Origin of the sequence: Actinoplanes sp. NPDC051633, assembly GCF_040681735.1 — a bacterium.
Lineage (GTDB): Bacteria > Actinomycetota > Actinomycetes > Mycobacteriales > Micromonosporaceae > Actinoplanes.
This window is the reverse complement of the sequence record NZ_JBFAZH010000086.1, coordinates 1-12,825: the sequence shown is the minus strand read 5'-3', so window position 1 is coordinate 12,825 and position 12,825 is coordinate 1. Positions and strand designations below refer to the sequence as shown.

Genomic DNA, 12,825 nt, shown 5'->3' with positions numbered 1-12,825 from the left:
GCCCGTCGTCCGCGGTGGCCGCGCCGCGCCGGCCTCCCGGCAGGTCCTCCGTGCCCGGCCGTCCGCGCCACCCGGGCCCGCCCGGCTCGCCGCGCCGGCCGTCGGCATCGTCATCGCGGCGCCACGACTCGGTCGGGGGTTCCTCCGGGCGCCAGCCGATCGCGGCGGCAGCACCGTTGACCCGCCGGGTCGACGGCTCCTCGTAGGCCCGCCGACGCCGGCCACCGTCCCGATCGTCCTGTTCGGACTCGCCAGGCCCGCCGGCGGGGCGGCCTTGCCAGCCGTTCACACTCGCTTCGCCGTGGCCGTTGTCGCCGGCGGGGTCACGCCAGGGGTCGGTGGGCGGCTCCGCCGGGCGCGAGCCGATGGCGGCTATGGGCCGGGCGGTGGCCCCACCGAAGCCACGCCGCCGGCCGCCGCCTTCATCGCCACCCCAACCGCCGGTGCCGGGCTGCCCGCGCCAGTCCGGGCCGCCTCCCATACCAGGCTGCCCGCGCCGGCCGCCGCCGTCAGCGTCGGCCCGGCCGCGCCAGTCCTGGCCGCCGTCCGCGCCGGGCCCGCCGCGCCAATCGCCGCGGTCCTCCGTGCCGGGCCCGCTGCTCCAGCCGTTGACTCCGGGCTGCGCTCCCGTGCCGGGCCTGCTGCTCCACCCATCGGGGCCGTCGACTCCAGGCTGGCCGTTCGCGCCCGCCCGGCCACCCCAGCCGTTGGGCCCGGTTCGGCCGTCCGCGCCGCCCCATCCGTTGACGCCGGCCTGCTCCTCGGCACCGGGCCGACCGCTCCACCCGTTGACGCCGGGCTGCTCTTCGGCACCGGGCCGACCGCTCCACCCGTTGACGCCGGGCTGACCGCCGGGGCCGGATCCGCTGCTCCATCCGTCGGGGGTGTCAGCTCCGGAGCGGCCACCCCATCCGTTACGGCCGGGTCGGCCGTTCGGCGCGGGCTGGTCGCTCCACGCGTTGCCTTCGGCTCCACCCGGACCTTGCCGGGGGCTCCACCCACCGGGGCCGTCGATTCCGGCTTGGCCGTTTCCTCCTGCAGCGCCGTTCCAGCCGTTGCGGCCGGGCTCGCCATCCGCACCGGCCGCGCCCCACCCGTTGCCGGTAGGTCGGCCCGAGCCGGGTGTGCCCGAGCCGGGTGTACTGCTCCAACCGGCGACGCTGCCGCCCGCGACAGGGCCGCCCGACGCGTTGCCGATAGGTTCGCCAGAGCCGGGTGTACTGCTCCAACCCGCGGCGCTGCCGCCCGCGACAGGGCCGCCCGACGCATTGCCGGTAGGCCCGCCCGACCGCGGTGTGCTGCTCCAACCGGTGCTGCCGGCTCCGGCCGGGTCGCCCCATCCGTTCGCAGCTGCCGGACCATCGGTCCGAGAACGACCGCTCCACCTGTTGCCGTCGGCCGACTCGCCCCAACCGTTGCTGTCGGGCGCCCCGCCGGCCGAACCGGTCCACCCCATCGGACCTGGCTGCGCTCCCGCGTCGGGCCGCCCGCTCCAGCCATCAGCGCCGTCCGCGTCAGGGCGGCCACGCCAACCATTGGCTCCGGCCTGGCCCTCCGTGCCGGCCCAGCCGTTGCCCGCGGGCCGGCCGTCCGTGCCGGGCTGACCGCCCCACTCGTTGACTCCGGGCTGGCCGGCGTCGGGGCGCCAGCCCCAGCCGTTGACTTCGGGCTGGCCGGCGTCGGGCTGACCGCCCCACCCGTTGACTCCGGGCTGGCCGGCGTCGGGCTGACCGCCCCACCCGTTGACCCCGGCCTGGCCAGGGCCGGGCTGAGCACCCCAGCCGTTGACCCCGCCCTGGGCGGCGTCTGGCTGACTGCCCCAGCCGTTGGCACCTGCCTGGCCGCCTCCGGCGGATTGACCGCCCCAGCCGTTGGTCCCGGGCTGGCCACGCCAGTCGCCGCCCGGGTCACTGCGCCGGCCTTCCGCACCGCGACCCGCTTCCTGGTCGCCGCGGCGCCATGGTTCGGCGGATGTGTCGTCCGTGCGCCAGCCCGCTGCTGCGGCGCCACTGGTGCGGCGGTCGTCGTTACCCCAGGTGCGGGCGTCGTCACTGCGCCAGTCGCCGCCCGCCGCGTCGTCACCACGCCGCGCCGGAATGTCGGGCTCGTCGGGGTTCCATGCCGGGGCCGCCGACACGTGCCGCGGCGCGCTGGGATCGGTGCGCCAGGACGGCGGCGCCGACGCGCTGCCGGTGGGACCGGCGTCGCTGCGCCAGTCGGTAGGTTGTTGAGGGGTACGCCAGCTCGGCGTCTCGGCCGGGTTGGTCAGCGCCGTCGCGTCGAACTGCAAGCTGCCGGTGTCGGTGTGCCCGGCCCAGTTGTCCGAGTCGGAGCGCGTGCTCCAGCCCGTACCCCCCGCAGCTCTTGACCCTGCATCAGCCGCCCGCCGCCCGCCGTCGGCGTTGCCCTCGCCGAACCCGGACTCCCGGCGCCAGCGGTCGCGGTCGTCCTCACGAACCAGATGACGGCTGGGGTCGTAAGCGCCGGACCGTGCGCCGAAGTCGACGCCCGGCATCGCGGCGCCAGCGACCGGACCGGAGACCGGCGCATCCCAGGCGGGGCGGCGCTGAGCCGGTGGGTCGTAGGCCGGGGGATCGTAGGCCGGGGAACCATAGGCGGGGGAATCGTTGGCCGGCGGAGCGTAAGGCTGCGCCGGATCGACCAACTGCTGCCAGGACCCACCCGGCGTCGCGCTCGGCCGCTCGGTCGACTGCCAGGCGGGGGCACCCGGCGGCGCGGCGAACTGCTGCCAGGCCGGGCGCTGGTCGGCGGCGGACTCGGCGTTTCCCGTGAAACGGTGCCACGACGTCGTGCCCTCGCCATCGGACGTCCGCCACGTGCGGGTCGTGTCCGACTGGTCGGTCTGCGCGGCGTCGTCACCCTGGGTGCTCGACCACGCCGTACCCGTGATTGCCAGGGGTTGACCGGTCTGTGCCTCGGCCTGGGTCAGGAGGTTCTCGGCGCCGGCCCCGGTGTGCCACGCCTCGGTGGTCGACCGCCAGCCGTGAGAGCCGGTCGACGAACGCCACTCGGTCGTCTGCCGCCAGCGGGCCGTTTGCTCGGCCGCGCGCCACTCGGCGGTCTCGGTGCGCCAGCCGACGCCGTCCTCGGGAAAAGCCGGGCGACCGGTCGCTGCCGCGTCCGACCAACGGCTGCGCTCGACCTGGCCGCCCTGTCCCTCGTCCGGGGTGCTCGCCCACGCGTCAGCGCGCTCAGCCCAGGCAACCGCCTCGGGGATCGGCTGCATACTTCCCGTGTCGGTGACTGGACTCCAGGTGCTCGAATTATCGGTAGATTCCGGACCATCAGGGGTAGACCAGGACTCCTGGGCGCGGCTATCGCGCGGCAGGCGGGCACCATAGTCCCAATCCCGTTGGTCCACCTGAAAAGCGTGACCGCTGGCAGGCCGAACCGCAACGCCCAGAAGCGACGGCTTGGTCACGCGGGGCAGTTTTGGCCCGTCCTCACGATGTTTTCTCCGTCCACACGGTGAGGACAGCAAAATGCCTGCTCGTCAAGGCACGTCCGGCGTCATCCCCAGCAGTTATACACAGGCTGTGCACAGGGCTGCACACAGCTGCGGGCGGGATGTCCACAGGTTGTCCCGAGACTCGTCCACCGCGTCAGTTGGGCAGGTCACCGCGTGCTTCGTATGCTGCTGCGGCCCGTCGTGCGGTTCCCCGCCGGAATTAGTTCCGCGATTCGGGGCCGTTGTCAGCCAAAAGTGTCGTACCCGGGTTGTTTGATCGACACGGCGACGGTTGATCAGGACGACGCCGGGGGCGCGGTCTTCGGTCGAGGTTCCAGTGGAGGGAGATCCGGTGTCGATCACGGACGACGCACGGCCCGAGTCTCGCCCACAGGCCCCGCCGAGCAGCCGGCCACCCGAGGGCGGCGGCGGTGGCTTCGACCGGTCGCCGCCGCAGGATCTGGCGGCCGAGCAGAGCGTGCTGGGCGGCATGTTGCTGTCCAAGGACGCGATCGCCGACGTCGTGGAGATCTTGAAGAGCCACGACTTCTATCGGCCCATGCACGCGACCGTCTTCGATTGCATTCTCGACCTGTACGGGCGCGGCGAGCCGGCCGACGGCGTGACGGTGGCGGCCGCGCTGGCCGACTCGGGTGACCTGCAGCGCATCGGTGGCGTGCCCTATCTCCACACGCTGATCGAGAGCGTGCCGACCGCGGCCAACGCCTCGTATTACGCCCGCATCGTGTCGGAGCGCGCGGTGCTGCGCCGCCTGGTCGAGGCGGGCACCAAGATCGTGCAGCTGGGGTACGGCACCGGCGGCATGGGCGGCCGCGACGTGGACGACGTCGTCGACCTCGCGCAACAGGCCGTGTACGACGTCACCGAGCGCCGGGTGAGCGAGGACTTCGCGGTGCTCGCCGACATGCTGCAGCCGACCCTCGACGAGATCGAGGCGGTCGGCGCCACGGGCGGCATGATGACCGGCGTGCCGACCGGGTTCTCCGACCTCGACCGGCTGCTCAACGGCCTGCACGCCGGCCAGCTGATCATCGTGGCGGGCCGTCCCGGTCTGGGTAAGTCGACGGCCAGCATGGACTTCGCGCGCAACGCGGCGATCCGGTCCAACTGCGCCAGCGCCATCTTCTCGCTCGAAATGAGCAAGATCGAGATCGTCATGCGGTTGCTGTCCGCCGAGGCCCGCGTGCCGCTGCACGTGCTGCGCTCGGGCCAGCTGTCCGACGACGACTGGACGAAACTGGCCCGCCGCATGGGCGAGATCAGCGAGGCGCCGATCTTCGTCGACGACACCCCGAGCATGAACCTGATGGAGATCCGGGCGAAGGCGCGCCGCCTCAAGCAGAGACACGACCTGAAGCTGATCGTGGTCGACTATCTGCAGCTGATGACGTCGCCGAAACGCACCGAGAGCCGGCAGCAGGAGGTCGCCGACCTGTCCCGAGGCCTGAAGCTGCTGGCCAAGGAGGTCGAGTGCCCGGTGATCGCGGTGAGTCAGCTGAACCGTGGCCCGGAACAGCGCACGGACAAACGCCCGCAGCTGTCCGACCTGCGAGAGTCGGGCTCGATCGAGCAGGACGCCGACGTGGTGATCTTGTTGCACCGAGACGACTACTACGACAAGGAAAGCCCGCGAGCCGGGGAGGCCGACTTCATCGTGGCCAAGCACCGAAACGGCCCGACAGACACGGTAACGGTGGCAGCGCAGCTGCACTTGTCCCGCTTCGTCGACATGGCCATCGTCTAGGGCGGTTCTCGGTCAGTCGATGAAAAGACCGTCGGGATCTTTTTTGCGGTCCCATCGGCTCAGACCGTCGGCGCAGATTGCCCTCAGTTCCGCCTCTGTCGGCAGGCGAGTCCCGAGCTCCGCGGCAAGGGCATCGGCCTCATCGCGGCCGATCGCTGGCCCACGATCTTCATAGTCGTCATCGAAGAGAAACTTGGCGACGATCGACGGCCTGAATGTCCATCGCCGAAGCGGGACGTTCCAGATCACGCCCTGCACAGGCCCCCGAGCGGACTGAAGGTAGGCGGCAATGCTCGTGGGTCGTCCGGACCCCTCGACGTCCAGGATCGCCAGGTAACCAAAACCTTGGTCCGTCATGTTGTCTCCTTGCCCGTGCCTTTCGTGAACGCCTCACCGGGCGTCAGGCCGTGTCGAGACAACACGTCGTCAAAGGTTTCGCCCTGGGCTTCAAGCTCGTCAAGATAGTCCAACCACAACCCCGGATGTTGGCGGACGAAGCGATCGAAGGTGGTGTCCTTCGTTCGGACTCTGCCGACCGATTCGATGCCGTCTGGCTGGTGCTCGTCCAGGTTCAAGTCCTTGTTGGTCTTGAGGATCGACAGGAATGCGTCGACTCGCTCTCTGAAGTCGAAACCGGGTTCCCGGAGGATCTCGTAGTACCCGTGCGTCGCCGCTCCGGCTTGCCGAGAAAGTTCAGTGTGCAACTGAACTTCGATCAACATCGCGGACCGGTCCGACAAAGTGACGTTCAGGCCGTTGTGGCGGCCGCCGTGGCCCCAGAAGCTGAGGATGTCTTCGACCCGATAGCCGCGCTCGGTGAATTTCTCGAGCGCCTTCCTGGCCGCCGTGGCATATTCATCTTCCGGAAGCTGCATCGAGAAGCGGACGCGATCCTTCATTGTTGCTAGAAAGGCCTGCAACTCGATGTTCGTAGTCGCACTGGCCTCGAGGTATGCGCGGGCAATCGACCCGGCGCGCTTGACGCGATGCTCGGTGCCGAAGACCTCGACGTTCTCGGCGCCGCCCGGAGAACTTATAGCCTTCGCCACTCTTCGCAGATCCTCGAGCGCGCCGGCAGCACGCTCCTGACAAAGTGCGTCATCGCTGGCAAGCAAGTCCCTTTGGTCAGCGCTCAGCGCCGCCAGCGCGGCTCGTTCACGTGCCAGTGCCGGGGTTTCGTTGTCCACCTCACCTGAGTCCGGTCCGGTGGGGTCGGGTGGGTTGCCCGGGTGGGTGGACTCGTGGCCGGGTGGGCTTGCGTAGTTGCCGTCCGGGTCGGTGACCAGCGCGTCTACCGACACCACATTGGATAGTGACGGGGCGCCGGTGTGGCGGTACAGCGGGAAGTCCTCCGCTATCTGCCTCGTCTGCGGGTCGAGGAACAGGATTGTTCCGTTCTGGTTGACCGCCGCCCAGGCGTGGGCGTCGCCTCCCGCCGACTGCGTCACGATGAACGCGAACGCCCCGTGTTCCAGCGAACCCAGGTGGCGCATCAGGCGGTGCATCGCGTCGTCCACCGCCCGTTTTGGGTCGGCCGGATTCGGCGGCGTCAACGCCGCGAAGTGGCCCTGCGCCACGTGCTGGATGCGGTCGATTCCGCCCTGTTCCGGGCCCAGCGGGCGGGTCGGGTCACCCCAGGCGTACGAGTCGAACGTTCTCGGGGCCGACACCCTCGGGCGGCCGTGCACATATGTGTCGAACAGGGACAGCACGCCGTCCACGCAGTTGATGCCCCTGGTCGGGTCGGCCTCCGGGCCGCCGTCGTTGGCCAGGCCGAACCACGAGCCCTCGCGCGGGTCGGCCCTGCGCTGCACCCGGCCGTCGCCGTCGCGCGGCATTGCCCGCTCCAGGTCTTTCTGGTGTACGCCCAACGGCCGCCGCAACCCGCCCCGCACGTCATAGGGCCGGCTCCGGTTGACCGCGAGTGGACGATCCCCGCCGGTGAGCCGCGACGTGTCATCCGTCTCGACCCCGCCCGCGACCAGGTTCCCGACGTCGTCGTTGATCCGCGTCCAGTCCTGGCCCCATACCTCGACCACGTCCGGGGGCAACTCGCCGACCGCGACCTGGTCGGCCTGCCTGTCGTAGGCCTCGGAACGCGCGATCGCATGTCGCATGGCGGCGCGCAGGGCGTCCCTGCGTAGCGTGAACCCGTCCTGATGAGCCTGCGCGACCTGCGCGGTCAACGCCGAGGCGGAGGCATGTTGCTGAACGGCCCGCCGGCGCAGGCTCGCCGACTCATCCTCGCGCCGGTTGCTCTCGAAGTTGCTGCGCGCGTGCCGCTGATAGCCGAAGTAGGCCTCGACCTCCTGCGCGTCCGGGTCCTTCGGCGGCGGGGTGCGCGCAGGCGGCGGCGCGCTCGGGCCGAGCGCGGCGGCGATCAGGTCCAGATCCGAGCGCTCCGCTGGCTGGTCGGTGTCACGCCGCGGGCTGTGGGCGGGTGCCCGCTGTGGACCGGCCTCCGGCGAGGTACGTGCGGGAGGGGCATCCGGCGGCGTGCGTGGCGGTGCGGCGTTTGAGGACGTTCGGGGCGTATCGGTGTCCGGCGCGGCGAGGTCGGGCCGCGGCGCGCCGTCGTGCATGGTGCGCGAAGGTCCGGCATCGGCCGGGATACGTGACGGCGGAGTGTCCGGCCCCGAAGGGATGGTCCTCGGTGTGGCCACGTCCGGCAGTGGTGAACGGGTCTGTGGCGAAGGTGACGAACCGGGTGGCGTGGACCAGGCCGATGACCCGGTCGGGTCGGGGATGCCGGGCCTCGGCGGGTCAACAGGCTGACTCGTGACCGGTGCCGGAGTGGTGTGCACAGAGCTGAGGCCAGGCGAAGGATCCGAGGCAGCGCCCGTCGGCGACGGCGCCGACGATCCGGCCAGATCCGTCCGCACCGGACCGTCGGGCGAGGCGGGGTGATGCGCGGAAACTGTGACGTCCGAAGAAACGGCCGGCTCGGCGCCGACCGAAGTTGAGCCGCCGTCGACGGAAGCCCGCTGAGGCGCCGGGGCTGCGTGGCTGGCAGGCTCGGCCGAACCGACATCAACCGCGGTGTTACCGCTGCGATCGAGACCAGGCCCGGTCGCCGATGCGGCGTCACCGCCCCGGCCTGCATCGGTCGAGGCGGCAGCGACAGCCGGCTCGGCCAGAGCAACGCGACCGTCCGAGGCAACCACATCGCCCGAGACAAACCGGCCATCCAAGTCGGCGGGGTCGGTAAATGCGGCCGGTCCGCCGGAGGCGGAGGAATCGGCCCCACCTGTGGAATCGGCCAAGGCAGCCGGGCTGGCCAGGGCTGCGGGCTCGGCCGAGGCTACCGGGTCGGCCAGGGCTGCGGGGCCGGCCAAGGCAGGCGGGCCCGCGAGGGCTGCGGGGTCGGTCAGGGCCGCGGGGCCGGTCAGGGCCGCGGGATCAGTCAGGGCCGCGGGGTCGGTCAAGGCCCCGGGGTCGGTCAGGACCGCAGGATCGCCCGACGTGGCCGGGTCAACCCCCGCCGCGGCGGGTGCCAGGCCTGGCATCGAGCCGAGTGGCGGCATCGCCGGCGTCAGCGTCGACAGATCGGCCGCCCCATGCATGGCCGACCCCACGCCACCCGAGGCCGCCGACTTCGCCAGCCCGTCCACCGACGGCAGATCCCCGGTGACCGCCGCCCCGCCGAACTCACCCAGCACCTCCCCGGCAGCCCCCCGCACGATCCCGGAAGAGCCATGCCGGCCGGCCCCGATCTGCGCCCCGCCGGAGGCGAACCCACCCCCGAACCCGGCAGCCGCCGACAACCCGAGCTCGGAGACGGAAAGCCCGTCCCGCCGCCCGCCGGCATTCTGGTAGCCCTGGATGAACCCGTTGGTGAGCAGCTCCTCGCGCCCCTCGTCCAGCCCTTCCCGCAACGCCCCGCGTCCCAGCGCCGCCCGCCCGGCCCGCGTCGAGAGCTGCGCCACCGCCCGCGATCCGAGCTGCTTCAACGCTTTCCGGCTCAGCGTCTCCACCAGCTTGCGGAAGATCTGCTGGAAGATCAGCCGGGTCGCCGCGATCAGCCCACCGGCCGCCGGGGACGCCGCGCCCAGGGTCAGCGTGACCGCCACCGCCATCGAGATCAGCTCGATCACGAAGAGCCCGATCTCGATCCAGGCCTCGATCTTGGCGCCCTCGATGTCGCAGCCGCACTCCTCGACCATCGTGCCGAGCTCGTTGGCGACCTCGATCAGCGCGCTCAGCGGCACCTGGTTGAAGGCGGCCGAGAAGGCGTCCGCGCCGGCGCCCGCGTACCCGGACAAGATCTTGGCGGCCGCCTCGGCGGCGTCCTCACTCGACGACGCCAGAACGATCGCGAAGTCGAACCACCGATCCGCCACATCCCAGGTGGTGGCCTCGTTGCCCTCGGGCCAGTCGAAGCCGACCACCCACTCCAGCGCTTCGTAGGCCCAGCCGGGCAGATCCCACGGGCTGAAGTCGAGCGGGTGCGGAATCGGGCTGGGCAGCACACTCATGCCTGGTCCCGATAGGCACGCTCCACACGTACCGAAGAAGTGTGGTCCGTCTCGAGGGAGGCCGCGACGACGGCCGTGACCTCCTCCCCCAGCTTGCGCACGTAGTCGCCGAGCGCGCCCAGCGCGGCGAGAAACTGCTGCTCACCGGACCGGTATCCGCGATCGAAGCCCTGCCCGATCTCGTCGGCGCCCCACGGCCGGGCCTGCGTCTCGGCGGCGAGTTGGGCGCCGGTCGTGCCGAGCAGATTGATCAGCGCCTGACCGGCCGACGACAGATCGGCCGCACCGGCCGCGGTGACCTGCGGGTCCAGCCGCACCCCGTCAGTCATCGGAGGGGATCCGGGAGTCGGCGCGACGCAGCAACGAGCCGAAGTCGCCGTCGCGCACGAACTCCGCGGCACCCGAGTCGGGCGGCAACGTCGAAGACATCAGCTCCTGCACCCGGTCGGCGGCAGCCGAAGCCGCGGCCCGCACCGTTGTCAAGATCGTCTTGTCCACAGTGGCGGACGGAGCTCGATGAAGCTTGAGGTCGACCAGCCGGCCGCGAGCGTCGACGGTGGCCGTCACCATGCCGTCCCGCGAGGTGGCGCTGATCCGCAGCTCGGCCAGCTGCCGCTGAAGATCGTCCAACCCGGACCGCAGCCGCTGATACTGCCCGAGCACGTCGTCGAAGCGCGCGCGCAAGGCTCGATTCGCGTCACGGTCAACCCGGTCCGCCACCCGACCTCCCTGTCGCACCGAGAAACAGAACGAGAAATAGACGGGAGTGAGAGTACCGGGCCGCGCAACCTTGCGTGGTCCGGTAACTTCACTGCGCTATGAGCATCACGCGGGCTGAGGCCGACGAGATCGCCGCGGGCTGGGCGCGCCTCGAGACAGAGGTGCGGGGGTACGCGTGCACGCCCGTGGTGTCCGAGTTCGACCTCGGCTACCTGGTGTGGACCCGCGGGCCGGCGGACGTGACGCCGATCCCCGGCGACGGCGGCCGCACCCTGATCGATCGCGCCACCGGCCTGCTCACCACGTGGCCGAGCGTGCCCGTCGAGACCGTCGCCGAGCTCTACCGCGAGCGGCAACCGGCGCTGATCGCCCAGCGCCGCACCGTCGACCCGTCCGTCGAGCTGCTGCGTAACGCCCGCCGCCGCCCCGCCCCGACCACCGCCGTGCACCTGACCGTGGACGGGCGGCTCTTCCGGGCGAGGGGTGCCAAGGGCGATCAGGAAATCGGTCACCATCCGCTCGTTGTGCAACATTTGAACAATGTGGATCCCCGCGAGAGGGTGCGCGGTTGCGAACGGCATGCGGAATTGATCGCGCTGTCCGATGCGCTGCACATCCACGGCGATTCGCTGACCCTGGGCGATGCGCGCGATCTGTTGCGTACCAGTGAATTCGAGGCTTTCTACGTGCGCGAGCCGGGCGATCCGCAAGCGGGACAACCGGTCGACCGGCCGTGCGAATCGTGCGTGCGGGCGCTGGTCGACTTCGCCGTGCTGCCGTGGCCTGAGCTGGGCCGGATCCAGCCGATCACGCCGTTCACCCCGGATGTGGGAGTGCCCGCCGAGCTGGACCGCTTTTCCGAACCCATCACGCAGAAGCTGTTCCGCGGCGGCTGGCACGACATGGATCGAGTCGCGCGCGAAGCGTTGGCGGAATTGTGCGTCGAGGAGCTCGAGGCATTCGGGCACAGCACATTCCCGGCCGTCGAGCAGATGCTGCTCGACTTCCCCACCTTGATCGCGTCCGAGCGCGGCCCGGGCATCCGGCGGGCCGTCCGCTGGATCGAGTTGGTGCCGATGCAGGCGGCACACACGCTCAGGGCGCTCGGCGACCTGGCTGAAGTGCTGGGCGTGCCGCTGTGCCCGATCGGCGTCGAACATTTCGGCGACACCGTGCTGGCGATGGACGAGCGCGGCCGGGTGTTCGCGCTCGATCAGGCCGGCGAGTGGTTCGTCGGTGAGACCTTCGACGAGGCGCTGGCGGGCCTGCTGACGGGTGACGGCCCCGCCGCCCGGCTGCGCGACGACGGCAGCTGGTGAAGACCTTCTGACGGGTACGAATGCCGGACGTCCCCAGAAGCAGGCACCGGGTCCCGCCACCACACGCCGGCCAGTCGGTGGTCACCCACCCCACCAGCTTCCGGCCGGTCAACCGAGCAGCGGATAACCGGCGGCCTGCTCGGTGTCGGTGAGCGGCGCCCCCCGGCGGCCTTGAGCAGCTTCTCGCGCTCGGTTCAGCCCTGCGGCAGACCCGCCGGCCCGGCCAGGCCCTCGAGCGTGGTCAGCGTGACCGCCGGAGGGCAGCAGCAGATCATGATCGTCGAGGGCGGTGACGACCTCGGTGACACCGGAGTACGCCGCGTCCAGGGCGGACGCGGCGTCCCACGGAGTCGATGTCAATCGAAGAGCTCGTTGAGGAAGCTCTTCTTCCGCCGGTAGTGGCCGTGGTGTCCGCGCTGACGGTAGTGGCCGTGGTAGCCGCCACCCTGCCCGTACGCACCGTGCGCCGCGGCCGGCGGGTAGCCGTAGCCGGGAGCGGGTGGCGGCGGCGGTGCGGCATATCCGCCGCCATGCATGGGTGGCGGGGGCGGCGGCGCGTAACCGCCACCGGGCACCGGCGGGGGCGCCTGCTGCGGGCGCGGCGCCGCCTGGGCCTGGCGGGTGTTGAACGCGGCCTCGGCCTCGAAGATCTTTTCCAGCTCGCCACGGTCGAGGAAGATGCCGCGGCACTCGGTGCACTGGTCGATGGTGACGCCGCTGCGTTCGTACGTCCGCATCTCGCCATGACACTTGGGACAGGTCATCTGCATCTCACAGACGGTACAAGGCCCGGTCTCGTTGCGGGGCGCGCGAAGCTGTGTGTCTGCTGAGGGCGAAACCCCAGACCAACAGCGCTACGGGATACAGCACGTAGCCGAAGCGCGTGGTGGGCATGAGCAGGATCGCGGTCAGGAGCCCGTACCCGCAGAACAGCGCGGCCGCACCCGCCGTGCGCGGCGGGCGACGCAGCAGCAGCACCGCGATCGTCACGCCCGCGGCGACCAGCAGCGCGGCCGCGACATACCGCCCGGCCGGCAGGTTCGACGCGATCAGCTGTCCGGGGAACGGCGACTGCGC

The 12,825-nt window shown here is 71.2% G+C and carries 9 protein-coding genes and 2 pseudogenes; 3 read left to right on the top strand and 8 right to left on the bottom strand.

What is annotated here, in order from left to right:
• Positions 1-3,247, bottom strand: a pseudogene (locus AB0M20_RS07930) (hypothetical protein); the annotation flags it as partial.
• Between the two features lie 574 nt (positions 3,248-3,821).
• Here AB0M20_RS07930 and dnaB point away from each other — a divergent pair.
• Entirely contained in the window at positions 3,822-5,234 is a 1,413-nt protein-coding gene (gene dnaB, locus AB0M20_RS07925; RefSeq protein ID WP_364295552.1) for a replicative DNA helicase, read from the top strand.
• 12 nt (positions 5,235-5,246) lie between these two features.
• On the opposite strand, the gene AB0M20_RS07920 is transcribed toward dnaB, so the two are convergent.
• Together AB0M20_RS07920 and AB0M20_RS07915 are read right to left on the bottom strand one after the other, a co-directional pair.
• The gene (locus AB0M20_RS07920; RefSeq protein ID WP_364295549.1) at positions 5,247-5,591 is read right to left on the bottom strand and encodes a hypothetical protein; all 345 of its coding nucleotides are present in this window, start codon (positions 5,589-5,591) and stop codon (positions 5,247-5,249) included.
• Positions 5,588-9,442 (bottom strand): toxin glutamine deamidase domain-containing protein, encoded by a 3,855-nt coding sequence (locus AB0M20_RS07915; protein WP_364295546.1) that lies wholly within the window; start codon positions 9,440-9,442, stop codon positions 5,588-5,590. Before AB0M20_RS07915 ends, AB0M20_RS07920 begins: the two co-directional genes overlap by 4 nt.
• Here AB0M20_RS07915 and AB0M20_RS07910 point away from each other — a divergent pair.
• Positions 9,411-9,641, top strand: coding sequence for a hypothetical protein (locus AB0M20_RS07910; RefSeq protein WP_364295543.1), 231 nt, complete (start codon positions 9,411-9,413; stop codon positions 9,639-9,641). The two genes, AB0M20_RS07915 and AB0M20_RS07910, sit on opposite strands and share 32 nt — an antisense overlap.
• A gap of 64 nt (positions 9,642-9,705) precedes the next feature.
• Here AB0M20_RS07910 and AB0M20_RS07905 read toward each other — a convergent pair whose 3' ends face one another.
• Both AB0M20_RS07905 and AB0M20_RS07900 read right to left on the bottom strand, forming a co-directional pair.
• Complete coding sequence (locus AB0M20_RS07905) at positions 9,706-10,038, bottom strand: hypothetical protein (protein ID WP_364295540.1); 333 nt, start codon at positions 10,036-10,038, stop codon at positions 9,706-9,708.
• A complete protein-coding gene (locus tag AB0M20_RS07900) occupies positions 10,031-10,429 on the bottom strand; it encodes a YbaB/EbfC family nucleoid-associated protein (protein WP_364295537.1) in 399 nt (132 codons plus the stop codon). The genes AB0M20_RS07905 and AB0M20_RS07900 overlap by 8 nt, the downstream gene beginning before the upstream one ends.
• A 239-nt stretch (positions 10,430-10,668) precedes the next feature.
• Here AB0M20_RS07900 and AB0M20_RS07895 point away from each other — a divergent pair, with 239 nt between their 5' ends.
• Positions 10,669-11,748: an SUKH-3 domain-containing protein gene (locus AB0M20_RS07895; protein ID WP_364295534.1), complete on the top strand. Its 1,080-nt coding sequence runs from the start codon at positions 10,669-10,671 to the stop codon at positions 11,746-11,748.
• Between the two features lie 108 nt (positions 11,749-11,856).
• Here the strand turns inward: AB0M20_RS07895 and AB0M20_RS07890 are convergent, their stop codons facing one another.
• From AB0M20_RS07890 to AB0M20_RS07880, 3 genes and pseudogenes are all read right to left on the bottom strand, one after another.
• Positions 11,857-12,108, bottom strand: coding sequence for a hypothetical protein (locus tag AB0M20_RS07890; RefSeq protein WP_364295531.1), 252 nt, complete (start codon positions 12,106-12,108; stop codon positions 11,857-11,859).
• Complete coding sequence (locus AB0M20_RS07885) at positions 12,105-12,518, bottom strand: zf-TFIIB domain-containing protein (RefSeq protein ID WP_364295528.1); 414 nt, start codon at positions 12,516-12,518, stop codon at positions 12,105-12,107. The genes AB0M20_RS07890 and AB0M20_RS07885 overlap by 4 nt, the downstream gene beginning before the upstream one ends.
• 1 nt (position 12,519) lies before the next feature.
• A pseudogene (locus tag AB0M20_RS07880) lies at positions 12,520-12,825 on the bottom strand (hypothetical protein); the annotation flags it as partial.

What these genes read in the sequence shown, in the direction of transcription:
- AB0M20_RS07920 (WP_364295549.1), bottom strand. Translation starts at nt 5,591, where the DNA reads ATGACGGACCAAGGTTTTGGTTACCTGGCGATCCTGGACGTCGAGGGG.
- AB0M20_RS07885 (WP_364295528.1), bottom strand. Translation starts at nt 12,518, where the DNA reads ATGCAGATGACCTGTCCCAAGTGTCATGGCGAGATGCGGACGTACGAA.
- AB0M20_RS07905 (WP_364295540.1), bottom strand. Translation starts at nt 10,038, where the DNA reads ATGACTGACGGGGTGCGGCTGGACCCGCAGGTCACCGCGGCCGGTGCG.